Origin of the sequence: Cupriavidus sp. D39 (assembly GCF_026627925.1) — a bacterium.
GTDB classification, from domain to species: domain Bacteria; phylum Pseudomonadota; class Gammaproteobacteria; order Burkholderiales; family Burkholderiaceae; genus Cupriavidus; species Cupriavidus ulmosensis.
In genome coordinates this window covers 4,727,654-4,750,535 of record NZ_JAPNLE010000009.1, presented here as the reverse complement: position 1 = coordinate 4,750,535, position 22,882 = coordinate 4,727,654, and the positions used below count along the sequence as shown (strand labels likewise).

23 protein-coding genes and 1 pseudogene are annotated in these 22,882 nt (G+C 66.6%); 15 read left to right on the top strand and 9 right to left on the bottom strand.

All coding sequences use genetic code 11. The annotated features are described in order from the left end of the window. Positions 1-122: 122 nt before the first annotated feature. Positions 123-416, top strand: a complete 294-nt coding sequence (locus OMK73_RS34210) for a YkvA family protein (protein ID WP_267605906.1) — start codon at positions 123-125, stop codon at positions 414-416. Between the two features lie 32 nt (positions 417-448). Here OMK73_RS34210 and OMK73_RS34205 read toward each other — a convergent pair whose 3' ends face one another. The 4 genes from OMK73_RS34205 to OMK73_RS34190 form a co-directional block, all read right to left on the bottom strand. Next, the gene (locus OMK73_RS34205) at positions 449-1,423 is read right to left on the bottom strand and encodes a quinone oxidoreductase family protein (RefSeq protein ID WP_267605905.1); all 975 of its coding nucleotides are present in this window, start codon (positions 1,421-1,423) and stop codon (positions 449-451) included. A gap of 68 nt (positions 1,424-1,491) precedes the next feature. Next, positions 1,492-1,896 carry a methylglyoxal synthase gene (locus tag OMK73_RS34200; protein WP_267606616.1) on the bottom strand — a complete coding sequence of 135 codons (405 nt, stop codon included), beginning with the start codon at positions 1,894-1,896 and terminating at the stop codon, positions 1,492-1,494. A 99-nt stretch (positions 1,897-1,995) separates the two neighbouring features. Continuing rightward, complete coding sequence (locus OMK73_RS34195) at positions 1,996-2,784, bottom strand: SDR family oxidoreductase (RefSeq protein WP_267605904.1); 789 nt, start codon at positions 2,782-2,784, stop codon at positions 1,996-1,998. Position 2,785: 1 nt separating this feature from the next. Next, a complete protein-coding gene (locus tag OMK73_RS34190) occupies positions 2,786-3,808 on the bottom strand; it encodes a DMT family transporter (protein ID WP_267605903.1) in 1,023 nt (340 codons plus the stop codon). Positions 3,809-4,109: 301 nt separating this feature from the next. Here OMK73_RS34190 and OMK73_RS34185 point away from each other — a divergent pair, with 301 nt between their 5' ends. From OMK73_RS34185 to OMK73_RS34170, 4 genes are all read left to right on the top strand, one after another. Then, the gene (locus tag OMK73_RS34185) at positions 4,110-5,264 is read left to right on the top strand and encodes an acyltransferase family protein (RefSeq protein ID WP_267605902.1); all 1,155 of its coding nucleotides are present in this window, start codon (positions 4,110-4,112) and stop codon (positions 5,262-5,264) included. 213 nt (positions 5,265-5,477) lie between these two features. Then, positions 5,478-6,437: a Bug family tripartite tricarboxylate transporter substrate binding protein gene (locus OMK73_RS34180; protein ID WP_267606615.1), complete on the top strand. Its 960-nt coding sequence runs from the start codon at positions 5,478-5,480 to the stop codon at positions 6,435-6,437. Between the two features lie 114 nt (positions 6,438-6,551). After that, the gene (upp, locus tag OMK73_RS34175; RefSeq protein ID WP_043344561.1) at positions 6,552-7,202 is read left to right on the top strand and encodes a uracil phosphoribosyltransferase; all 651 of its coding nucleotides are present in this window, start codon (positions 6,552-6,554) and stop codon (positions 7,200-7,202) included. 137 nt (positions 7,203-7,339) lie between these two features. Beyond that, complete coding sequence (locus tag OMK73_RS34170; RefSeq protein WP_267605901.1) at positions 7,340-7,486, top strand: DUF3149 domain-containing protein; 147 nt, start codon at positions 7,340-7,342, stop codon at positions 7,484-7,486. A 12-nt stretch (positions 7,487-7,498) separates the two neighbouring features. Here the strand turns inward: OMK73_RS34170 and OMK73_RS34165 are convergent, their stop codons facing one another. Next, positions 7,499-9,046, bottom strand: a complete 1,548-nt coding sequence (locus OMK73_RS34165) for a helicase HerA-like C-terminal domain-containing protein (protein ID WP_267605900.1) — start codon at positions 9,044-9,046, stop codon at positions 7,499-7,501. Between the two features lie 258 nt (positions 9,047-9,304). Here OMK73_RS34165 and OMK73_RS34160 point away from each other — a divergent pair, with 258 nt between their 5' ends. The 10 genes and pseudogenes from OMK73_RS34160 (at position 9,305) to OMK73_RS34115 (ending at position 17,840) form a co-directional block, all read left to right on the top strand. Beyond that, complete coding sequence (locus OMK73_RS34160) at positions 9,305-10,030, top strand: YebC/PmpR family DNA-binding transcriptional regulator (protein WP_267605899.1); 726 nt, start codon at positions 9,305-9,307, stop codon at positions 10,028-10,030. A 105-nt stretch (positions 10,031-10,135) separates the two neighbouring features. Next, a complete protein-coding gene (gene purD / locus OMK73_RS34155) occupies positions 10,136-11,404 on the top strand; it encodes a phosphoribosylamine--glycine ligase (protein WP_267605898.1) in 1,269 nt (422 codons plus the stop codon). A gap of 220 nt (positions 11,405-11,624) precedes the next feature. Then, positions 11,625-12,536: an oxygen-dependent coproporphyrinogen oxidase gene (gene hemF / locus OMK73_RS34150; protein WP_267605897.1), complete on the top strand. Its 912-nt coding sequence runs from the start codon at positions 11,625-11,627 to the stop codon at positions 12,534-12,536. Positions 12,537-12,546: 10 nt separating this feature from the next. Then, entirely contained in the window at positions 12,547-13,317 is a 771-nt protein-coding gene (locus OMK73_RS34145; protein WP_267605896.1) for a nicotinate-nucleotide adenylyltransferase, read from the top strand. Between the two features lie 15 nt (positions 13,318-13,332). After that, a complete protein-coding gene (gene rsfS / locus OMK73_RS34140; protein WP_267605895.1) occupies positions 13,333-14,091 on the top strand; it encodes a ribosome silencing factor in 759 nt (252 codons plus the stop codon). Between the two features lie 23 nt (positions 14,092-14,114). Next, positions 14,115-14,585, top strand: a complete 471-nt coding sequence (gene rlmH / locus OMK73_RS34135) for a 23S rRNA (pseudouridine(1915)-N(3))-methyltransferase RlmH (protein WP_267605894.1) — start codon at positions 14,115-14,117, stop codon at positions 14,583-14,585. A gap of 85 nt (positions 14,586-14,670) precedes the next feature. Beyond that, a complete protein-coding gene (locus OMK73_RS34130) occupies positions 14,671-15,312 on the top strand; it encodes a Maf family protein (RefSeq protein ID WP_420715627.1) in 642 nt (213 codons plus the stop codon). Positions 15,313-15,444: 132 nt separating this feature from the next. Next, complete coding sequence (gene rng / locus OMK73_RS34125; RefSeq protein WP_267605892.1) at positions 15,445-16,911, top strand: ribonuclease G; 1,467 nt, start codon at positions 15,445-15,447, stop codon at positions 16,909-16,911. A gap of 88 nt (positions 16,912-16,999) precedes the next feature. Continuing rightward, positions 17,000-17,212: pseudogene (locus OMK73_RS34120) on the top strand (sterol desaturase family protein); the annotation flags it as partial. Between the two features lie 118 nt (positions 17,213-17,330). Further along, entirely contained in the window at positions 17,331-17,840 is a 510-nt protein-coding gene (locus OMK73_RS34115) for a hypothetical protein (protein ID WP_267605891.1), read from the top strand. A gap of 30 nt (positions 17,841-17,870) precedes the next feature. On the opposite strand, the gene OMK73_RS34110 is transcribed toward OMK73_RS34115, so the two are convergent. The 4 genes from OMK73_RS34110 to OMK73_RS34095 all read right to left on the bottom strand — a co-directional run bounded on the left by OMK73_RS34110 (position 17,871) and on the right by OMK73_RS34095 (position 22,882). Next, positions 17,871-19,085 carry a cation:proton antiporter gene (locus OMK73_RS34110; protein WP_267605890.1) on the bottom strand — a complete coding sequence of 405 codons (1,215 nt, stop codon included), beginning with the start codon at positions 19,083-19,085 and terminating at the stop codon, positions 17,871-17,873. A 76-nt stretch (positions 19,086-19,161) separates the two neighbouring features. Further along, on the bottom strand, positions 19,162-19,752 hold the full coding sequence (locus OMK73_RS34105; protein ID WP_267605889.1) for a peroxidase-related enzyme: 591 nt from the start codon (positions 19,750-19,752) through the stop codon (positions 19,162-19,164). Between the two features lie 110 nt (positions 19,753-19,862). Next, positions 19,863-21,632: a lipid A export permease/ATP-binding protein MsbA gene (msbA, locus tag OMK73_RS34100; protein ID WP_267605888.1), complete on the bottom strand. Its 1,770-nt coding sequence runs from the start codon at positions 21,630-21,632 to the stop codon at positions 19,863-19,865. Further along, a complete protein-coding gene (locus OMK73_RS34095) occupies positions 21,629-22,882 on the bottom strand; it encodes an O-antigen ligase family protein (protein ID WP_267605887.1) in 1,254 nt (417 codons plus the stop codon). The genes msbA and OMK73_RS34095 overlap by 4 nt, the downstream gene beginning before the upstream one ends.

Sequence of the window (22,882 nt, the reverse complement as noted above, 5' to 3'; positions counted from 1 at the left end):
CTTGAAGCGCCGAAGATTGGCCCAAGCTATCTGCGAGTGGCGCAATCGGCCACGCCGCTTGATCGCGCTTCATCGCGCTCGATCACACTAGTGGCATTTGCGATAAGTGAAGGAGGCCTCTCATGTGGAAACGATTTTCGGCACTGTGGACCCTGGTGCGGCGCGATGGCCGCCTGCTGTGGTACGCGCTGCGCCATCCCGACGCCCCGCGCTGGCTGCGCCCGGCCGCGTTCGGTCTGGTGCTCTATGCCATTTCGCCAGTTGACCTGATTCCCGACTTCATCCCTGTCCTGGGCCTCATGGACGACGTGGTGCTGATCCCACTGGCAGTGCACTTCATCCTCAGGTGCCTGCCGCCGCATGTGCTGCGGCAGGCCGAGGCGCGCGCCGGCGCCCAGACGGTGCGAGCCCGCTAGCCGCCTGGCAGGCGCGCACCGGGCTGCCAGGCTCAGGGCAGCAGGACGGTCGTGCCGGTGGTCTTGCGGCCTTCCAGGTCGCGATGCGCCTGTGCCACATCCGCCAGCGCATAGCGTTGGCGGACTTCAATCTTCACCCGGCCGCTGGTCACCATCTCGAACAGCTCGGCCGCCATCGGCTCCAGCAGTTCACGGTGGACCACATAGGTCATCAGCGTCGGCCGCGTGATGCGCAGCGAGCCCTTGTTGCCCAGCACGGACAGATCGAACGGCGGCACCGGGCCGGATGCGTTGCCGAACATCACCATGGTGCCGCGCGGCTTCAGGCAATCCAGCGAGCCATTGAAGGTGTCCTTGCCAACCGAGTCGTAGACCGCGGCGACGCCCTTGCCGCCGGTGATTTCCTTGACCTTGTCGACGAAGGATTCGCGCGTGTAGACGATGGTGTGGTCGCAGCCATGCGCGCGCGCCAGCGCGGCCTTCTCATCACTGCCGGCGGTGCCGATCACGGTGGCGCCCAGCGCCTTGAGCCACTGGCTGGCGATCAGGCCAACGCCACCCGCGGCGGCGTGCAGCAGCACGGTATCGCCGGCCTGCACGCGGTAGCTGTCACGCACCAGGTATTGCGTGGTCAGGCCCTGCAGCATCATCGCCGCGCCCTGCTCGAACGAGATGGCATCCGGCAGGCGCACCACGATATCGGCCGGCATGACCCGCACCTGCGCATAGGCGCCCGTGGGACGGCCGGCATAGGCAACACGGTCGCCCACGCTCAGGTGCTTCACGCCATCGCCAACCGCCTCCACCACGCCGGCGCCTTCCATGCCGAGGCCGGCCGGCAGCGGCTGCTTGTACAGCCCGGTGCGGAAATACACGTCGATGTAGTTGAGGCCAACCGCCTCGTGCCGCACGCGCACCTCGCCGGGGCCGGGCTCCCCGACCTCGACGTCGACCCACTGCATCACCTCCGGGCCGCCGGTCTCGAAAATGCGGATGGCCTTGCTCATGTCTCGCTCCTTTCCAGTTGATGCGTTGTTGGTATGTGTTGATGCGGAAGTACGCCGGCTGAAGCGGTTTACTCCGGATACAGCCGCCGCAGCTCCGCGATCAGCAGATCCGCGGTGGCCACATTGGTGGCGCAGGGCACGTTGTGCACGTCGCAGGCGCGCACCAGGGCATTGATATCGGGTTCGTGCGGTTGCGGCGTCATCGGGTCGCGCAGGAAAATCACCACGCCCACGCGGCCTTCGGCCAGCTGCGCGCCAATCTGCAGGTCGCCGCCCCACGGGCCGGAGAGCATGCGCGTCACCGTCAGGCCGATTTCATCGCTCAGCCGGCCGCCCGTGGTGCCGGTGGCGAGCAGTTCACAGCGCGACAGGAAATCGCGATGGCGGCCCGCAAAGGCCACGATGTCGTCTTTCTTGTGGTCGTGCGCAATCAGCGCAATACGAGGGGAGTCATCGGCATCATCCTGGCCAATCAGAGAAAGGCCGGGCCGGCATGGCCCGGCGGGAAAACGCCCGCGGCGCGGCACGGCTGCCAGGCCGCCCGCGCGCCGCGGATTGGGTGCGGCAGTCGTTCAGAACGTGCCGGGGTAGGCGCCGCCGTCGAGCAGCACATTCTGCCCGGTCATGTACGCGGCGTGGCGGCTGCACAGGAACGCGCAGGTGGCGCCGAACTCGGCCGGCTCGCCAAAGCGGCGGCTCGGGTTCTGCGCGGCGCGGCGCTTCGAGACTTCCTCGATCGACAGGCCGGCCTGCCTGGCGCCGCCTTCCATGGTCTTGTAGAGACGGTCGGTATTGAACGGGCCGGGCAGCAGGTTGTTCACCGTCACGCCGTGCTGCGCCACTTCGCGCGCCAGGCCGGCGACAAAGCCGGTCAGGCCCGAGCGCGCGCCGTTGGACAGGCCGAGCACATCGATCGGGGCCTTCACGGCGCCGCTGGTGATGTTGACGATGCGGCCCCATTTGCGCGCGATCATGCCGTCCACGGTGGCCTTGATCAACTCGATCGGGGTCAGCATGTTGGCGTCGATCGCCGCGATCCAGGCGTCGCGGTCCCAGTCGCGGAAATTGCCCGGGGGCGGGCCGCCGGCGTTGTTGATGAGGATGTCCAGGTCGCCCAGCTTGGCGACGGCGTCCAGCGCCAGCTTTCGCCCTGCTGGGGTGGTGATGTCGGTGGCAACCGCCATCACGCGCCGGCCGTGGCGCGCGCGCAGGTCCGCCGCCGCCTTTTCCAGCGCCTCGGCGCCGCGCGCCACGATCACCACATCCACGCCTTCGGCAGCCAGCGCGTCGGCGCAGGCAAAACCGAGGCCCTTGCTGGCGCCACACACCAGCGCATGCTTGCCGCGCAATCCTAGATCCATCTCATCGACTCCTTGTGTCATCGAGGCGGCCACCCGCCTGCTTGTTGTCCTGCGTATCCATCGCGTTGCCGCCGCGCCCTGCTGCCCGGGCAGTGCCTTTGCCGCTGCGCGCCGACAGCAAATATATCCCGCCCATGACCAGCGCGCTGCCGGCGAGCTGCACGCCGGTGATCGGCTCGCCCAGCAGCCAGAAGCCCAGGAACAGGGTCGAGACCGGTCCGAGCATACCCGCCTGCGATGCCATCGGCGCGCCGATGCGCGCCACCGCCACCATCGTCAGCGACACCGGCAGCACCGTGCAAAACACCGAATTGACAAGCGAAAGCCACATCACGGGCGCAGGCTGCAGCAGCGCCGCCAGCGGGCGGCGCAGCACCAGATATTGCACCACGCAGCAGGCGGTGGAAACGCACATCGCATAGGCCACCAGCCGCAACGAACCGATGCGCTGCACCAATTCGCCGGACGCGATCAGGTAGACGCCGTAGGTCAGTGCGCTGCCGAGCACCAGCGCGGCGCCGAGCCACACCTGGCCGCCGCTCACGTCGAGATCATGCGCGAAAACCAGCACGATGCCTATATAGGCCAGCGCCAGGGACAGCCACTGCCGCATGCTGATGCGCCGCTTGAACAGCACGGCGCTGGCCAGCAGCACGAAGGACGGCGTCAGGAACAGGATCAGCCGCTCGAGCCCGGCCGTGATGTATTGCAGGCCGAGGAAGTCGAGGAAGCTGGACAGGTAGTAACCGATGATGCCGAGGAACACGATGCGGCCGCGATCGGCCCAGGACAGCGCCGGCAGGCGCCGCGACTGCCACCAGCCGATCGCCATGAACAGCGGCACGGCAAACAGCATGCGCAGGCTGATGACCATGACCGCATCGACCTGGTAGCGGTACATCAGCTTGGCGACGATCGCCTTGCCGGAAAAGAGGATGGCGCCGACGGCAGCCACGGCCAGGCCGGCGCGCTGCGATGCCGGCTCGGTGGCCGGCAAGGAGCGGGAAAGTTGGGATGCAGACAAGGGAGAAGCCGGAGATAGTGGGGCCGCGCGCCGCTGGACGCGGGCGGCCCGCCACGGACGCGAGCCATTGTATTCGAAAAGAGGCAATGGCATCCGATGCGCATTGTGCTGTGTACAGGTGTTGGGCGACGTGCCCCAACCTTCCCTTTGAAGGAACCATCATGCAACGCGGCTTTCGCTATGTGGGATGGCGCACCTTCACGCCGTGGCCGCCAGGCTAAGCTCTGCCCAGTAGAGTTCCGCGCTGCGGGCCGCCGTGTGCCGCCCGCAGCCCTGGCGAGCCGGAACCGGGAGACTGGTCGTGGATGGCACGGACCGAAGCAGACAATACGATGTGCTGGACCTGATCCGGGCGCTGGCCGCGGGCCTGGTCTGCCTTGGCCATATCCGGGCGCTGGTCATCGTCGACTATGGCGCGAGCGGCCCGCATGGCGGTGCGGCCGGCGTAGCGCTGCCGCTGTTCTACGCGCTTTGCAGCGTCGGCCACGAATGCGTGATCGTGTTCTTCCTGCTCTCGGGCTACCTGGTGGGCGGCACCGTGCGCCGCAAGATGACGCGTGGCGACTGGTCCTGGCGCAGCTACCTGGCCGACCGCATGACGCGGCTATGGATCGTATTGCTGCCCGCGCTGCTGCTCGGCCTGTTCTGGGACAGCGCTGGGATCCACCTGGCGTGGGGACCGTTCTACCTGGGCACCGAGGGCAACGCAGTCCAGCAGATCGATATCTCGCAAAACCTCGGCGTCGCCGGATTCGTTTGCAACGCAGCCTTCCTGCAGACCCTTGCCTGCCAGACCTACGGCTCCAACGGGCCGCTGTGGAGCTTGGCCAACGAGTTCTGGTACTACCTCTGGTTCCCTGCGCTATACGGCGCCTGGCACCTGCGCCGCACGCCGCAGGTGTTGCTGTGCGTATTGGCGGCGCTGGTCACGATGGGGTTGTTCCACGGCCTGGTCGAAGGCTTTTTGTATTGGCTGCTGGGCGTGCTGGCGCAAGCCCTGGAGCCGCGGCTGGCGAAGGTGGCGGCGATCGCTCGGCGCAGGTGGCTAGTGCTGCCGGCGTTGCTGGTTTTCCTCGCCGCCATTGCGCTCGCCAAGCATCGGCCATACGCCGACGCCGCTGTCGCGCTGGGCTTCTTCGTGCTGCTGCTGACCGTGTTGTCGACGCGCATCCGCATCGGCCCCGCTGGCTTGTCGCGCCTGGCTACGGTGGCGTCCGGGTTCTCGTACTCGCTCTACCTCACGCATTTCCCGCTGGCCCTGTTCATCGCCGCGGCCCTGGTCAAGGTCCGCCAGCCCGTCGGCGCCGGCAGCCTTGGCCTGGTGGCGCTGATCCTGGTGGGCTGCTATGCCTATGCCTTTGCCGTGTACTGGGTATTCGAGCGCAATACGCGGCGTGTGCGCGACCTGCTTGGCCGCCCGGCGCTGCCGGCGGCGGAGCGCGGGCAGAATATCTAGCGCTAGCCGCCACGCTCTTGCCTCGCTTGCCAGCCTGCCCTGAGGGCAACCCTGGCAGCCATCCTGAAACTGCCGTAAGCTCGCCGGTCGGCGCGTCACACGCGCGCCGCATAAGAAAAACCAGGAGCATTCATGACGGCAGCACCCCTCGCTACGCTTTCCTCGCGCATTCCCGTTCCAGTTGACAAGCAAACCGCCGCCCGCCCGCTGATGATGGCCGCCGCCGCGGTTGCCGCGCTCGCAAGCGGCTGGCTGCCATCGGTCGCCAACGCGGCCGAATACCCCGTCAAGCCGATCCGATTCATCGTGCCTTACGCCGCGGGCGGCACCACCGACCTGGTGGCGCGCACGGTCGGCCAGAAGGTGGCGGAGAAACTCGGCCAGCCCGTGGTGGTGGAGAATCGCCCCGGTGCGGGCGGCAATATCGGCATGGAAGCGGTCGCCAAGGCCGCGCCGGACGGCTACACCATCGGCTTCGGCGCGATCTCGACCAATGCGCTGAACCCGCATATCTACAAGCACGTGCCGTTCGACCCGCGCAAGGATTTCACCGCGGTCAGCCTGCTCGGCACCTCGACCATCGTGCTGGAAGTCAGCAACAGCCTGCCGGTGAAGAACGTGGCCGAACTGGTCAGCTACGCCAAGGCCCATCCCGGCCTGACCTACGCCACCGCGGGCACCGGCACGTCCATGCACCTGGCGGGCGCGATGTTCTCGCAGATGACGCAAACGGGCCTGACCCATGTGCCATACAAGGGCAGCAGCCCGGCCATCAACGACATGCTCGGCGGCCACGTGCAGGTGATGTTCGACAACCTGCCCGCCTCGCTGCCGCACATCCAGGGCGGCAAGCTGCGCGCGCTGGCCGTGGCCGGCAAGAGCCGCTCGCCGGCGCTGCCGAATGTGCCAACGCTGGCCGAGGCCGGCCTGGCGGGCTACGCCGTCGAGCCGTGGTTCGGCGTGTACGGCCCGGCCGGGCTGCCCGCGCCGGTGGTGCAAGCACTCAATGCCGCCTTCGTCGAGGCGCTGGGCAACGTGGACGTGAAGGACAAACTGGTGCAGGCGGGCTTCAACCCCAAGGGTTCGAGCGCAGCGGACCTGCAGTCGCTGACGCTGTCCGAGTACGAGAAATTCGGCAAGGTCGCCAAGAGCGCCAGCATCTCGGTGGATTGAGCGCACGCGGGGCTGCGCGCTTGCGGCGGGAGGATCGCCGGGGGCGGGCAGCCCCGCATCCATTACAATCCGGCTGCAACGGGCCCTCGCGCCCACTCCAGCCGCCTACCCGCCATGAAGCAAGATCCCCGTTTTCCCAAGCTGTACATCCTCGATCACCCGCTGATCCAGCACAAGCTCTCCCATATGCGCGACAAGGACACCTCCACGCGCACGTTCCGCGAGCTGCTGCGGGAGATCACGCTGCTGATGGGCTATGAAATCACGCGCGACCTGCCGCTGACCACGCGCCGCATCGAAACGCCACTGGTAGAGCTGGACGCGCCGGTGATCGCCGGCAAGAAACTCACCATCGTGCCGGTGCTGCGCGCCGGCGTGGGCATGAGCGACGGCCTGGTCGAGCTGATTCCCTCGGCCCGCATCGGCCATATCGGCGTCTACCGCGACGACCAGCACCGCCCGGTGGAATACCTGGTGCGCCTGCCCGACGTGGAAGACCGCAGCTTTATCCTGTGCGACCCGATGGTCGCCACCGGCTACTCCGCCGCGCATGCGGTGGATGTGCTCAAGCGCCGCGGCGTCAAGGACGATGCGATTACGTTCGTGGCGCTGGTCGCAGCGCCGGAAGGCGTCGAAGTGTTCCAGAAGGCACACCCCGGCGTGAAACTGTTTGTCGCCTCGCTGGACAGCCACCTGGACGAGCACGCCTACATCATCCCGGGCCTGGGCGACGCGGGCGACCGGCTGTTCGGCACCAAGAACTGAGTGTTCCCTGCCTGTCCGGGCCTTCGTCTGCGCCCGGCTTGACCGGCCTCAATCCCGCCGGCCGCGGCTCTCCCTAGACTATCGGTATCGGCAGAGGCACACCGTCCGGTGTGCCTCGCCTGACCTGGGAGACCCACATGGCAGCCTTGAAGATCCTGTTTGCGACCCCCACCGGGCTGATGAGCCTGGCCGTCATTGCCTTCATCATCGGCATGGGCTGGTTCTTCATCCGGCTGTTCCTGCGCAAGATGCGGGAAGACGAGGCAGCAGCGCAACGCCGCTGAGCCCTCCCCCGCCTACTTCTTCTTGCCCGAGCCTAGCAAGCTGCCCAGCACGCCGCGAATCAGCTCGCGCCCGACCTGCGAGCCCACCGTGCGCGCGGCCGACTTGGCCATCGACTCCAGGATGGAGTCGCCACGCCCGGTCTTGCCGGTGCCCTTGGTCAGCCCGCCAAGGATCTCGCCCGCCTGGTCCAGCCAGCCGCCGCCATGCGCGGGCTCCGGCTGGCCTGCCGTGGGCACGGGCGCGGGTGCGCCGCTGCCGGCAGCGGTGGGAGAAGACGCAGGCGCGGCGGCACGGCCCTTGAGCTTCTCGTAAGCCGACTCGCGATCGATGGTGTGCTCATAGGTGCCGGCCACCAGCGAGCTGGCCAGCAACTGCTTGCGCTCGTCGTCGGTGATCGGGCCGATCCGGCTGCCGGGCGCCAGCACCCAAGCGCGCTCGGTGATGCCGGGAATGCCTTTGGCGTCGAGCAGCGACACCAGCGCCTCGCCCACACCGAGCTCCCCGATCGCCTTCTCCAGATCCAGCCCCGGCTTGGCCCGCATGGTGGTGGCCGCCACCTTGACGGCCTTCTGGTCGCGTGGCGTGAACGCGCGCAGCGCGTGCTGCACGCGGTTGCCGAGCTGGCCCAGCACGGTATCGGGGATGTCGACGGGATTCTGCGTGACGAAATACACGCCAACGCCCTTGGAGCGGATCAGCCGCACCACCTGCTCGATCTTGTCGAGCAGAGCCTTGGGCGCGTCGTTGAACAGCAGGTGCGCCTCGTCGAAAAAGAACACCAGCTTGGGCTTGTCGAGATCGCCCGCCTCGGGCAATTTCTCGAACAGCTCCGACAGCAGCCAGAGCAGGAAGGTGGCGTAGAGCTTGGGCGAATTCAGCAGCTTGTCGGCAGCCAGGATGTTCACCACGCCCTGCCCGTTCTCGGTCTGGATGAAGTCATCCAGGTTGAGCATGGGCTCGCCGAAGAACACGTCGGCGCCTTGCGACTCCAGCGCCATCAGCCCGCGCTGGATGGCCCCGATCGAGGCCGCAGAGATATTGCCGTATTCGGTGGTGAACTGCCCGGCGTTGTCGCCCACGTACTGCAGCATGGCGCGCAGGTCCTTGGCGTCGAGCAGCAGCAGCCCGCTGGCGTCGGCGATGCGGAAGACCAGGTTGAGCACGCCCTGCTGGGTGTCGTTGAGCTCCAGCATGCGCGACAGCAGCAGCGGCCCCATATGGGAGACCGTGGCGCGCACGGGATGGCCCTTTTGCCCGAACACATCCCACAGGGTGGTGGGGCAGGCGCCCCACACCGGCTCGGGCAGGCCGAGTTCGGCCAGGCGCGCCTTGAGCTTGTCGGAGAGCTTGCCCGGCTGGGAAATGCCGGTCAGGTCACCTTTGACGTCGGCCATGAAGACCGGCACGCCCAGCCGTGAGAAGCCCTGGGCCAGGCTTTGCAGCGTCACGGTCTTGCCGGTGCCGGTGGCGCCGGTGATCAGGCCGTGCCGGTTGCCCATCTCGGGCAGCAGGGCAAGTTCCAGCTCGGCGTTCTTGGCGATGATGATGGGTTCGGCCATGGTCTCTCTGGTTGGCAAGCCGCGCGGCGCATTCGCCGCGACCGTCCCCGCCCTTCCCGGCGGCTCCCTTGATCGGGAGGCCAGCGGCGGCGGGGCCGCGTGATAAAATGCTGGGCTGATTATAGCCAGCCCCCAGGCCGGCTCACAGACACATAAACCACCCGGCGCGCCGCCAGCGAGCACCCGTTGCCCGCCCGGCACAGCCGGCGCGCAACGCCAAGGCACGCGCGTCAAACATTTTCCGCTGCGGAGAGAATCATGGCCGGTCACTCAAAATGGGCCAATATCAAACACAAGAAGGCCGCGGCTGACTCCAAGCGCGGCAAGGTCTGGACCCGCCTGATCAAGGAAATCACCGTCGCCGCGAAGCTCGGCGGCGCTGATCCCGACTCCAACCCGCGCCTGCGCCTGTCCATGGACAAGGCGATGGATGCGAACATGCCCAAGGACAACATCCAGCGCGCCATCCAGCGCGGCGTGGGTGGCCTGGAAGGCGCCAACTACGAAGAAATCCGCTATGAGGGCTACGGCCTGGCCGGCGCGGCGATCATCGTCGACTGCCTGACCGACAACCGTACCCGTACCGTGGCTGAAGTGCGTCATGCCTTCTCCAAGAACGGCGGCAACATGGGCGCGGAAGGCTCGGTGGCGTTCATGTTCACCCATTGCGGCCAGTTCCTGTTTGCCCCCGGCACGGCCGAGGACAAGCTGATGGAAGCGGCGCTGGAAGCCGGCGCCGACGACGTGGTCACCAACGACGACGGCTCGATCGAAGTGCTGTGCCCGCCCAACGATTTCGGCGCGGTCAAGGCCGCGCTGGAAGCCGCGGGCTTCAAGGCCGAGATGGCCGACGTCACGATGAAGCCGCAGAACGAAGTCAGCTTCACCGGCGACGACGCCGTCAAGATGCAAAAGCTGCTCGACGCCCTGGAAAACCTGGACGACGTGCAGGAAGTCTTCACCAACGCGGTGATCGAGGAGTAAGGCGGGGATCGGGCAAGACCTCGCCTCACGGCGGCAGCGCGGCTCGATAAGCCATTGCTGCCGCTTTTCGCATTTCGCATGCGTCATTTTTTCTGGCAGTAGATCATGAAAGTATTGGTTGTCGGCTCGGGTGGTCGTGAACACGCGATGGCCTGGAAATTGGCCCAGTCGCCCAAGGTGCAGGTGGTGTACGTGGCGCCGGGCAACGGCGGCACCGCGCTCGACAAGCGGCTGCAGAATGTTCCCCTGACCGATCCGGCAGTGCTCGCCGCCTTTGCCGAGCGCGAAGGCGTGAGCTTCACTGTGGTCGGCCCCGAGGCGCCGCTGGCGGCCGGCATCGTCGATATCTTCCGTGCCAAGGGCCTGCGCATCTTCGGCCCGACGCAAGCGGCGGCCCAGCTGGAATCCTCCAAGGATTTCGCCAAGGCTTTCATGCAGCGCCACGGCATCCCGACCGCCGCCTACCAGACCTTCAACGACGCCGCCGCGGCCCACGCGTATATCGACGCGCAGGGCGCGCCGATCGTGATCAAGGCCGACGGCCTGGCCGCCGGCAAGGGCGTGGTGGTTGCCGCCACGCTGGAAGAAGCGCACGCCGCGGTTGACATGATGCTGGCCGACAACCGCCTCGGCGACGCCGGCGCGCGCGTGGTGATCGAGGAATTCCTCGAGGGCGAGGAAGCCAGCTTCATCGTGCTGGTGGACGGCAAGAACGTCCTGGCACTCGCGACCAGCCAGGACCACAAGCGCCTGCTCGATCACGACGCCGGCCCCAATACCGGCGGCATGGGCGCGTACTCGCCGGCCCCGGTGGTCACGCCCGCGTTGCATGCACGCGCGCTGCGCGAGATCATCATGCCGACCGTGCGCGGCATGGAAAAGGACGGCATCACCTACACCGGCTTCCTGTATGCCGGCCTGATGATCGACAGCGAAAGCAACCTGAAGACGCTGGAGTTCAACTGCCGCATGGGCGACCCGGAAACCCAGCCGATCCTGACGCGCCTGAAGACCGACCTGGTCGATGTGATGGAGCACGCCGTCAACGGCAAGCTCGACGAGATCGAACTGGACTGGGACCGCCGCACCGCGCTGGGCGTGGTGATGGCGGCCTTTGGCTATCCCGATGCCCCGCGCAAGGGCGACACCATTACCGGCATCCCGGCCGAGACCGACGACAGCGTGACCTTCCACGCCGGCACCACGCTCAAGGACGGCGTGCTGCTGACCACGGGCGGCCGCGTGCTGTGCGTGGTCGGGCTGGCCGATACCGTCAAGGCAGCGCAGCGCGCGGCTTATGGCGCGGCCGAGAAGATCCACTTCGATGGCATGCAGTACCGTACCGACATCGGCTACCGCGCCATCAAACGGTAAAGGACGAATAAATCTACTGCGCGGCCCATGGCGAGCCCTGCGGTGCTCGCGATGGGCCGCTCGCTACGATTTCTTCGCCCCTTTCGACACGCCGGAACAGAATTCCCCGAATCCGGCCAAGCGTTGCCTCAGCCAGTACAATCATGACATCGCTATGACGGCCGGGCAGGTTGACTGACCTGCCCGGCCGTCACCGCTCCGGCCCACCCGCCCGCATACCATGATCGATTCCCAGGCAGTCCGTGCCTATCTGCTCGGTCTGCAAGACCGTATCACCGACGCTGTCGCCGCCATCGACGGCAAGGCGTTTTCGACCGATGCCTGGGAGAAGCCGCCCACCGAGCGCCTGCGCGGTAGTGGCCGCACCCGTATCCTGGAAGGCGGCGCCGTGATGGAGCGTGCCGGCGTGGGCTTCTCGCATGTGCGGGGCGATGCCCTGCCGCCGTCGGCCAGCGCCAACCGGCCTGAGCTGGCCGGCCGCGGCTTCGAGGCGATGGGCGTCTCGCTGGTGTTCCACCCGCGCAATCCCTTTGTCCCGACCGTGCATATGAACGTGCGCTGCCTGCTGGCGGTGAAGGAAGGCGCCGAACCGGTCTGGTGGTTCGGCGGCGGCATGGACCTGACGCCGTATTACGGCAACGCTGGCGACTGTACGCACTTCCACGCCACCTGCCGCGACGCCCTCGCCCCCTATGGCGATGACCTCTATCCGCGTTTCAAGCAATGGTGCGACGAGTATTTCTTCCTCAAGCACCGCGGCGAAGCGCGCGGCATTGGCGGCATTTTCTTCGATGACTTCTCCGCGCTCGGCTTCGAGCGCAGCTTTGCCATGATGCAGTCGGTCGGCGACGCCTTCCTCGACGCCTACCTGCCGATCCTGCAGGCGCGCAAGGACATGCCTTATGGCGAGCGCGAGCGGGAGTTCCAGGCCTACCGGCGCGGCCGCTATGTGGAGTTCAACCTGGTGTTCGACCGCGGCACGCACTTCGGGCTGCAATCGGGCGGACGCAGCGAGTCGATCCTGATGTCGATGCCGCCGCTGGCCAGCTGGCGCTACGACTGGCAGCCCGAGCCGGGCAGCGCGGAGGCCGCGCTGTACACGGACTTCCTGCCAGTGCGCGAGTGGGCCTGACGGCAACCCCATGGCACACCACATCGCACGATCGCTCACCGCCAACGCGGCAGACGCAGCAGGCTCGACCAAGAGCAACCGCCCCTACCGCCTCGGCATTCTCGGTGGCACCTTCGATCCACCCCACATCGGCCACGTGGCACTCGCCCGCCTGTGCATCGAACATCTCGAGCTCGACGAGCTGGTCTGGATTCCCACCGGCCAGTCGTGGCAAAAAGGCGACGACGTCACCCCTGCCGCCGACCGCCTCGCCATGACCGAGCTGGCCGCGCAGGCGTTGTCCGACACCCGCGCGCTGGTCCATGCCAGCCCTATGGAAGTCGATCGCGCCGGCCCCAGCTACACCGTTGATACCGTGCATGAACTGCGCGAGCACTATGGCCCCAACGCCTCGCTGGCGTGGCTCATGGGCGCCGACCAGTTGCTGCGCCTGCACACCTGGCATGGCTGGCAGGAACTGTTCGCGCACGTCCACCTTTGCGTGGCGACGCGGCCCGGTTTCGACCTCGCGGAACTGGACGGTCCGGTGCGCCAGGAGCTCGCAGAACGGCGTGCGTCCACCGACCTGATACAATCCATGCCCTCCGGCCGCATGTGGATCGACCAGACGCTAGCCGTCGACCTCTCCTCCACCGCCCTACGCCAACGCCTGGCTGCCGGACAACCGGCAGATGACCAGCTGCCGTCCGGCGTGGCACACTACATCGCGAGCCGCGGCCTGTATCGGCCGACGCAGTTGGATCTGCCCATCCCGGCCCGCCCCCAAACCGATCTCAGCTGAACTGAAAAAAGCACCATGGATATTCGCAAACTGCAACGCGCCATCGTCGACGGCCTCGAAGATGTCAAAGCGCAGGACATCAAGGTGTACGACACCACCCACCTGACCGAGCTGTTCGACCGGGTGGTGATCGCCAGCGGGAGCTCGAACCGCCAGACCAAGGCGCTGGCCGCCTCGGTCCGCGATACCGTCAAGGACGCCGGCGGCCATATCGTTGCGGTGGAAGGGCTGGAAACGGGCGAATGGGTGCTGGTCGACTGTGGCGACGCCGTCGTCCACATCATGCAGCCGCAGCTGCGCATGTATTACAACCTGGAAGAACTCTGGGGTGACAAGCCGGTACGCCTGAAGCTGTCCACGGCCAAGAAGGGCCTGGCCAAGGCCAGTGAGCCGATCGACGGCGAAGACGAAGACGAGGCACCGGTCGTGCGCACCGCGCGCCGCGCCACCGGCCTGCGCCCGGCACTGGCCCGCCTGCCCGAAGGCATGAAAGAGCCTTCGCCGCCGCTTGGCCACGAAGATACGGACCCGGACGCCATCGCCACCAACCGCGCCCCGACCGTGCAAAAACGCCTGACCAGCGCGCTGGGCTCGGCACCGGCACGCAAGGCACCGGCCAAGACGGCCGCGCCGCGCAAGACCGCGGCCGGCACCGGCGTGGCACGCAAGACTGCCACCAAGACGGCTGCGACCAAGACTGCCGCCAAGGCACCGGCCAAGACGGCGGCCGCGAAGGCTCCGGTCGCGCGCAAGCGCACCACCCGCTCGGCCTGAGCCGGACCGGCCCGCTTCCCGCCATGCAGTTGCTGATCGTGGCCGTTGGACACAAGATGCCCGGCTGGATCGAAACCGGATTCGCGGAGTACGCGAAGCGCATGCCGCCCGAGCTGCGCATCGAACTACGCGAGATCAAGCCCGAGACGCGCTCCTCGAGCAATAACGCCACCACCGTGATGCAACGCGAGGCGGCCCGCATCGAGGCGTCGCTGCCCAAGCAATGCCGCATCGTGGCGCTCGACGAGCGCGGACGCGACCTCACTACGGTGCAACTCGCCGCCCAGCTGGGCGACTGGCAGCGCGAAGGCGGCGACGTCGCCTTCCTGATCGGCGGCGCCGACGGCCTCGATCCCGCCCTGAAGGCCCGCGCGCAAACCCTGCTGCGCCTGTCCAGCCTGACCATGCCGCACGGCATGGTGCGCGTGCTGCTGGCAGAGCAGCTCTATCGCGCCTGGTCGGTCACCCAGAACCACCCCTACCACCGCGCCTGAAACCAAGCGCGCCTGTGTCACGCACCGGGCGAGGCCGCGGGTACAATGCGACCGAAGCGGCGCATGCGCTGCAGCCGCATTTGGCATGCCCTATCCCCGGATCCTTCCCGACTGCCCTGCCGTGACCCATACCTTCCTCTATCTCGCCTCCCAAAGCCCGCGCCGGCGCGAGCTGCTGACCCAGCTTGGCGTCGCCTACGAACTGCTGCTGGCCGACGACGATGAAGACGCCGAGGCGCTGGAAGTCGTATTGCCTGGCGAGAGCCCGGACGACTACGTGCAGCGCGTGTGCGCCCTCAAGGCCGAAGCCGCGCTGCGCCGGCGCGAGCGGCGCGCCCTGCCCGACGCCCCCATCCTGACCTCGGACACCACCGTCTGCCTGGGCGGCGAGATCCTCGGCAAGCCCGCCGACGACGCCGATGCCGCCCGCATGCTGGCCGTCCTGTCCGGGCGCACCCACCGTGTGCTGAGCGCGGTAACCGTGGTCTCTGCGCTGGGCCAGCGCCATGCGCTGTCGGTTTCCGAGGTGAGCTTTCGCACCATGACCGCCGACGAGATCGCGGCCTACGTCGCCAGCGGCGAACCGGCCGGCAAGGCCGGCGCCTATGGCATCCAGGGCCGCGCCGCCGAGTTCGTCGAGCGAATCGACGGCAGCTATTCGGGTATCATGGGTTTGCCCCTGTTCGAGACGGCTTCGCTGCTCAGACAGGCCCATCTGCGGTTCTGAGAAACCCGCCGCCGCCCATCCGTTCCCGCTTCAAGCTGCTGCCACCCTGGCCACGGCAGCGCCCACGGGACGCATGGCAGCACAATGCGGACAACCACCTGGCCGGTCAGCCGGCGACGAGTTTCATCCACTATGACTGAAGACATCCTCGTCAACATCACACCGCAGGAAACACGCGTGGCCATCGTGCAGCAGGCCGCCGTGCAGGAACTCCACGTCGAGCGCACGCTGTCGCGCGGGCTCGTCGGTAACATCTACCTCGGCAAGGTCGTGCGCGTGCTGCCCGGCATGCAGTCCGCCTTCATCGATATCGGGCTGGAGCGCGCCGCCTTCCTCCATGTCGCCGACATCTGGCACCCGCGCGACCCGGACAAGAACGCCAATGCCGCACCGCTGGCCATCGAGAAGACGCTCTACGAAGGCCAGGCCCTGATGGTCCAGGTCATCAAGGATCCCATCGGCACCAAGGGCGCGCGCCTGTCCACGCAGGTCAGCATTGCCGGGCGCACCCTGGTCTACCTGCCGCAGGACCCGCACATCGGCATCTCCCAGCGCATCGAGGGTGAGGTCGACCGCGAAACCCTGCGCGCCCGCGTGCAGGGGCTGGTGCCGGCGGATGAGCGCGGCGGCTTCATCGTGCGCACCATCGCCGAGGAATCCAGCAACGAAGAGCTCGGCAACGACATCGCCTACCTGCGCAAGATCTGGGCCTCGATCCGCCAGAACGCCACCACGCTGCCCGCGCCCAGCCTGCTCTACCAGGACCTCAACCTGGCCCAGCGCGTGCTGCGCGACTTCGTCAACGACGCCACCAACGTGATCCAGGTGGATTCGCGCGAGAACTTCCAGAAGCTGGTCGAGTTCGCCCAGGAGTACACCCCCGCGGTGCTGCCGCGGCTGTCGCACTACACCGGCGAGCGCCCCGTCTTCGACCTCTTCAATATCGACGCCGAGATCGAGAAGGCGCTGTCGCGCCGGGTCGACCTGAAGTCCGGCGGCTACCTGATGATCGACCAGACGGAGGCCATGACCACCATCGACGTCAACACCGGTGGCTACGTCGGCGCGCGCAACTTCGACGACACGATCTTCAAGACCAACCTGGAAGCGGCGCACACCATCGCGCGCCAGCTGCGGCTGCGCAACCTGGGCGGCATCATCATCATCGACTTCATCGATATGGAGAACACGGAGCATCGCGACCAGGTGCTCTCGGAGCTCAAGCGCGCGCTGTCACGCGACCGCACCCGCATCACCGTCAACAGCTTCTCTCAGCTCGGGCTGGTGGAGATGACCCGCAAGCGCACGCGTGAATCGCTGGCGCACGTGCTGTGCGAGCAGTGCCCCGTTTGCACGGGCAAGGGCCAGGTCAAGACGCCGCGCACGGTCTGCTACGACATCCTGCGCGAGATCATGCGCGAGTCGCGCCAGTTCAACCCGCGCGAGTTCCGCATCCTCGGCTCGCAGCACGTGATCGATTTGTTCCTGGAAGAAGAAAGCCAGCATCTGGCCATGCTCGGCGACTTCATCGGCAAGCCGATCTCGCTGCAGGTGGAATCGACGTTCCACCAGGAGCAGTACGACATCATCCTGATGTAATCCGGCTGGTGCTCAAACCCTTCAGCCCCTCCGTGTCCAGGAGACGGATGGTCGACTCAAATATGCGTTCCAGGTTCTCCAGGGATCGCGGCTCGGCTGGCTGGAATATGTCCTGAATACGCCGTCCGCGCACCGGGTCCATCACGCCGCCAACGTCGAATACCTGGATGCCAGCTTCGGCGGCGTGCTGGTCGTCTTCGACAGGCTCTTCGGACAGGGCCACACCACCGAAGCGCTTCGCCGTCAGGTCGCTCTCGTCGGCACCCTTGCCTCGGGAGGCGACGGCGCTGCGCCGAAGTAGCAAGAGCGGTGCGCGTGCGCACGCTTTCCTCTCGCCTTCCTTGCCCTATCCGCTATAAATATGGAGACAGGTGCCGGCATTCAGATTGCCTCGCGGGCGCCGGGCGCAAGGAGTCATCATGAAGAACAAGCGCTTGCTGTTGTGGCCGTTAGCTGCCGCATTGGCGGCATGCACGGTGACACTGCCTCCTCCCTCCCCGCCAGCTGCGCGCGTACCCGCGACACAAACGGCCCCCGCCCCCGTGGCGCGGGAACGCGCCACGCCCATTCCCCCGCACGACATCGATATCGCCGCCGATTGCCAGCGTACGGAGGAAGACGGCTTTCGCGAGGATGCCCATATGCGGGTGGCCAGCAACGATGTGCGCAGCCTCAGCTGGAAGCTGTGGGTGGGCCGGCATGGCTCCTGTCATTTCGATCTCACGGAGTTCCGTCAGGTGCGCAAGACCCCGCATATCGAACTGCGGGCGATCGATGGCAGCGGCTGCACGCTGATGGTCTGGCAGGACCCGCGGCGCGTCACGCTGGCGCATGCGCATTGCGAGCAGCATTGCACCCCTGGCATCTACGAGCAGGCCTGGCCGGTGCTGTTCGACCCGCGCAGCGGCACGTGCGCGCAGATCCGCTAGCGCTGCCCGGCTGGTGACGGCAAGCGCGGCTCAGCGTTCGCGCAGGCGCGCCGCCGCGCGTGTCAACGGCTTGGCCAGCACGGTGGTGGCCAGCGCCATCAGCAGCAGGCCAGAGAAGGCCGTCATGCCGATCAGCCCGGCCTCTAACAAGATGCCCAGCACCACCACTTCCATCAGGCCCTTGGTCTGCACCAGCGCGCCCAGCATCCAGGCCTCGCGCCGCGGCAGGCCGGCCAGGCGCGCCGGCAATGCGGTCCCGACCACCTTGCTGGCCACCGCGACCACGGTGCACAGGCCGAACTCCAGCAGGGTCTCCTGACCACCCATGGCGATGTCGGTACGCAGCCCGGTCATCAGAAAGAAGAACGGCATCAGTACCACCACGGTGGCAGGCTCGAGCTGGCGCCGGAGCTCGCCGGCCGCATCGCTCGGCAGCACGACGCCCGCGAGGAAGCCGCCAAGGATGTAGTGCAGGCCGATCGATTCGGAGATCAGCGCCGAGCCGAAGATCAGCACCGCGACCAGCGCCAGGCGCGCATCAACGGCGGCCATCCGCGGCAGCATGCGCGCCAGCAGCGGACGTACCAGCCACAGCATCGCACCGACGTAGGCGAGTCCAAGCAACGCCAGGCGCAGGAAGTCGTAGGACGACGAACGGCCTGCGCTGGCGAGGATGGCCGACAGCACCAGCCAGATGGCCGCATCGCTGAAGGCGGCGCAGCCGAGCGCCAGCTGTCCGGGCACGGAGTCGGACAGCTTCATTTCACGCAGGATCGCCCCCAGCACCGGCAGTGCCGTTACCGCCATGGAAACGCCCACGGCAAAGGCGAATTGCCAGGCGGATGCCGCTTGCCCGACTGCACCCGGCGTAGCGTAGGCCAGCCAGGCCCCGGCTGCCGTGCCGAGCGCGAACGGCCCCAGCACGCTGCCCAGCGCTGCCGCCATCGCAATGCGCCGCATCCCTTGCTGCTGCGCGCCGCCGATATGCAAGCCGGAGAGGAAGGCAAACAGCACCACCGCCAGCCATTGCAGCCCGGAGAGCGCGGCTAGCTGCGCCGGCCCGAACAGGGCCTGCCAGCCTTGCGGCCACAACGCGCCAAGCAGGGACGGCCCGAGCAGGATGCCGCCCACGATCTGCATGGCCACCAGCGGCACGATGCTGCCGATGCGCAGCCCGCGCCACAGCAGGAACGGCGTGCCGACCACCAGGCAGGCCTGGGCAAAGAAGAGCGAGACGGGATTCAAGGCGACGGGCGGATCGAGAGAAGTGGAACAAGGAGATGGGCGCGGCAGGCGCCCACCGCACGTGCATCCAGAGGCGCTACTTAGCCTTCGGCACGCGCCCCATCAGGTAGAACTCTTCGTTCGGCCGCATGCTGATGGTGTTCGCCATGCGGTTGGAAAGGCCGAAGAAGGCGGTGATGGCAGCGATATCCCAGGCGTCCTCTTGGCTGAACCCATGCTTGGCCAGCACCGCGAAATCGGCGTCGCCAACCTCGGCCGAGGCCTCGCAGACCTTGAGGGCAAAATCGAGCATGGCGCGCTGGCGCGGCGTGATATCGGCCTTGCGGTAGTTGACCGCCACCTGGTCGGCCAGCATCGGCTTCTTCTCGTAGATGCGCAGGATGGCGCCGTGCGCCACCACGCAGTAGAGGCACTGGTTGGCGCCCGAAGTGGCTACCACGATCATCTCGCGCTCACCCTTGGAGAGGCCACCTTCCTTGAGCATCAGCGCATCGTGGTAGGCGAAGAAGGCGCGGAACTCATCGGGCCGGTGGGCCAGTGTCAGGAACACGTTCGGCACGAAGCCGGCCTTGTCCTGGACTTCCAGGATGCGAGCCCGGATGTCCTCGGGCAGGTCCGCGATGGCGGGAACCGGGTAACGGCTCAGCGGGGGTGGCGATGCGGTCATGGTGGTCTCCTTTCGGGGGTGTCCCCCTCTATGCACTGCGCATGAACCGCCCACGCTGGCTGCCGCGGGCAGCGGGAATTTGGCTGACTGCGCCGACTGACTGCGCCGGCTTACTGGGTGGCGAACTGGATCTTGTGCAGCCCGGCGTAGAGCCCCTCGGACGAGAGCAGCTCGGCGTGGCTGCCGTGCTCCGCTACCCGCCCGTGGTCGAGCACCACGATGCGATCGGCGTTCTCGATGGTCGACAGGCGGTGCGCGATGACCAGCGTGGTCCGGCCGACCATCAGGGCCTCCAGCGCGGCCTGCACCTGGCGCTCGGATTCCGAGTCGAGCGCCGAGGTGGCTTCGTCGAGGATCAGGATCGGTGCGTCCTTGTATAGCGCGCGCGCAATCGCCATGCGCTGGCGCTGGCCGCCGGACAGCTTCATGCCGTTGTCGCCAATATTGGTCTCGAGACCTTGCGGCAGGCCCTTGATCACATCGGTCAGGTAGGCGGCGGCCAGCGCGCGCTCGACGCGCGCCATGTCGATCTGCGTCGCCGGATGCACGCCATAGGCCACGTTGGCGGCAACCGTGTCGTTGAACAGCACCACGTCCTGGCTGACAAAGGCGATCTGGCGGCGCAGGTCCTGCAGCGAGAACGCGTCGATGGTCCTGCCGTCCAGCAGGATGCGGCCCTCGGTTGGGTCGAAGAAGCGCGGCACCAGGTTGACCAGCGTGGTCTTGCCGCTGCCCGACGGCCCCACCAGCGCCACCACTTCACCGGCGCTGACGTTGAAGTTGATGTTGTCCAGCGCCGGGCGGGCGGCCTCGCCGTAGCGGAAGCCCACCTTCTCGAACACCAGTTCGCCACGCGCGCGCTCGAGCGGCAGGCCGCCGTCTTGCGGCTCGACCGGCTCGTCGATCAGGCCGAAGATCATCTCGGCCGCAGTCAGGCCGCGCTGCAGCGGCTGGTTCAGGTCGGTCAGGTGCTTGAGCGGCGAGACCAGCAGCAGCATCGCCATCACAAAGCCGGTGAAGCTGCCCACCGTCGTGTGGTTGGACTGCGACTGGATCATCGCGATGGTGAGGATGACGGACAACGCCAGCGCCGCCAGGAATGCCGTGACGGGCTGGTTCAGCCCGCCCGCCACTGCCATGCGCATGGAATAGCCACGCAGGCGCTCGGCCATGGCCGCGAAACGCGAAGTCTCATACGCCTCGCCGCCATGCAGCTTGACCACCTTGTAGCCACCGGCGGCTTCCTCGACCACGTAGGCCGCGGTGTTGGTCAGCGCCTGGTGATCGCGATTGAGGCGGCGCAGGCGGCGATTGACCTTGGCCATGACAAAACCGATCACCGGCAGGATCACCGCCACCACCAGCGTCAGGCTCCAGTTGGTATAGAACAGGTAGACGAGCAGCGCCAGCACGGTGAGCGAATCGCGCACCAGGGTGATCAGCACGCCAGTCAGGATCTGCATGACCTGGTTGACTTCGAAGATCACCGCATTGATCAGCGACGCCGCGGTGTTGCGATGGTAGAACAGCGCGGGCGCATGCAGCATGCGCTCGAACATCTGCATGCGCATCTTCAGCAGCACCCGGTTGGAGATCAGGGCGAGCAGGTAGCCGGAAGCGAACTGCGCCACCCCGCGTACCAGCGCCACGCCGATCAGCAGGGCCGGCACGTGCCAGAGCTTGCCGGCATAGGCGCCGCCGAAACCGTTGTCGAGCAGGTCGTTGACGACCTTGGGCATGATCCCTTCGGCGCCCGCCACAGCCGCCATCGCGATGATGGCGACGATGAAGACGCGCATTTCCGGGCGCAGGTAGGACCAGACTCGCTTCAGGGTGTCGGCTTCCTGGGCCGGGGGCGCATTTTGTTCTTGGACTTTCACGTTTTCTCCACCCCGTCGGCGCGGGGATACTTTGCTTGTACTGCGGCCAGCCCGAGCAACAGCCCGATCACGCCGGCATAAAAAACGATATTTGCCTGGTGCGCCATCGTCACCTGGGTCAGGCCGCTGATCAGGCTGGCCATGACGACGCCGATGCCGGAAGCGCACAAGCTGACGCCAAGGGGATTGGCGTTGCGCCTGCATACGCCTAGCAACCGCCAGAACAGGACACCAGGGACCAGAAACAAGCCCAGCAATGCCAGCATGCCCGGCATGCCCATTGTCGCTGCGGCCTCGAGGACATCATTGTGCGCGTGCTCAAGGGTGCAAACGTCAGACGACCCATGCTCCTTGCAGAAGATGGAAGATTGAGGGATACGCGCGAACTGTCCGACCCCGACGCCAAGCCATGGATGCAAGTGGATCGATTCCAGCGCCATTTGCCAGAGCTTCAACCGTGCACCCACCGACGTTTCGGTATTCCCGTGCTGGAACTGCTCCCATTGTCCCCGCACAAGGTCAACCCGCTGCGCGACGGGGCTGCCAGGCACCAGATAGAATCCCGCAGCCAAGGCAGCGATGAGCACCACGGCGCCAAAGAACTTCGCCGGCCTCATGCTCGGGTAGCGAACAAAGAGCAGCGGGATCATCGTGATAAACAATGCCAGCCAAGCGCCGCGCGTGCCATTCACAATCAGCACCGAACCCGCGAGAGCCAGGTCTAGCCAGGCAACCAGATGCGACTTGCGGCTGGTCCCAGGCCGCACGAAGCCAATCAGCCCCAATGCGGCAACCATGTTCCCGAATGCGATGGCCTGGGTCCAGGCCGACGGCCGTGGATCGTTGAGGACCCAATACTGGAACAGGACAACCACCAGGCTCATCGCCAAAGCGATCGTGATACCACGCCAGATCCGCTGCGGGTCTGGCGCGATTTTGAGGATAACCAGGCATGTCACCAACAAAAGGAGGATGCGTGAAGGGTTATCCATCACGTTCCAGGGGACGTGAAAATAGAGCTTGGAACCCAGGAAGACAAGCACCAAAGCTAGAATAGCGAGCCCGATGGGCCACAGCGTGGCGCGATACTGCGATAACGTGGGCCCCATGCCGCTATGGACAATCAAGGCCAGCAGCAAGATGGCGCCCAGGAAAATGCCGGCGCCCTTCGGCACGCACAGTAGCAGGATTGGGAATGCCAGAACTAGCGCATTGGTAAAAGCGGTCACTTTTCCGGCACGGAACATCAT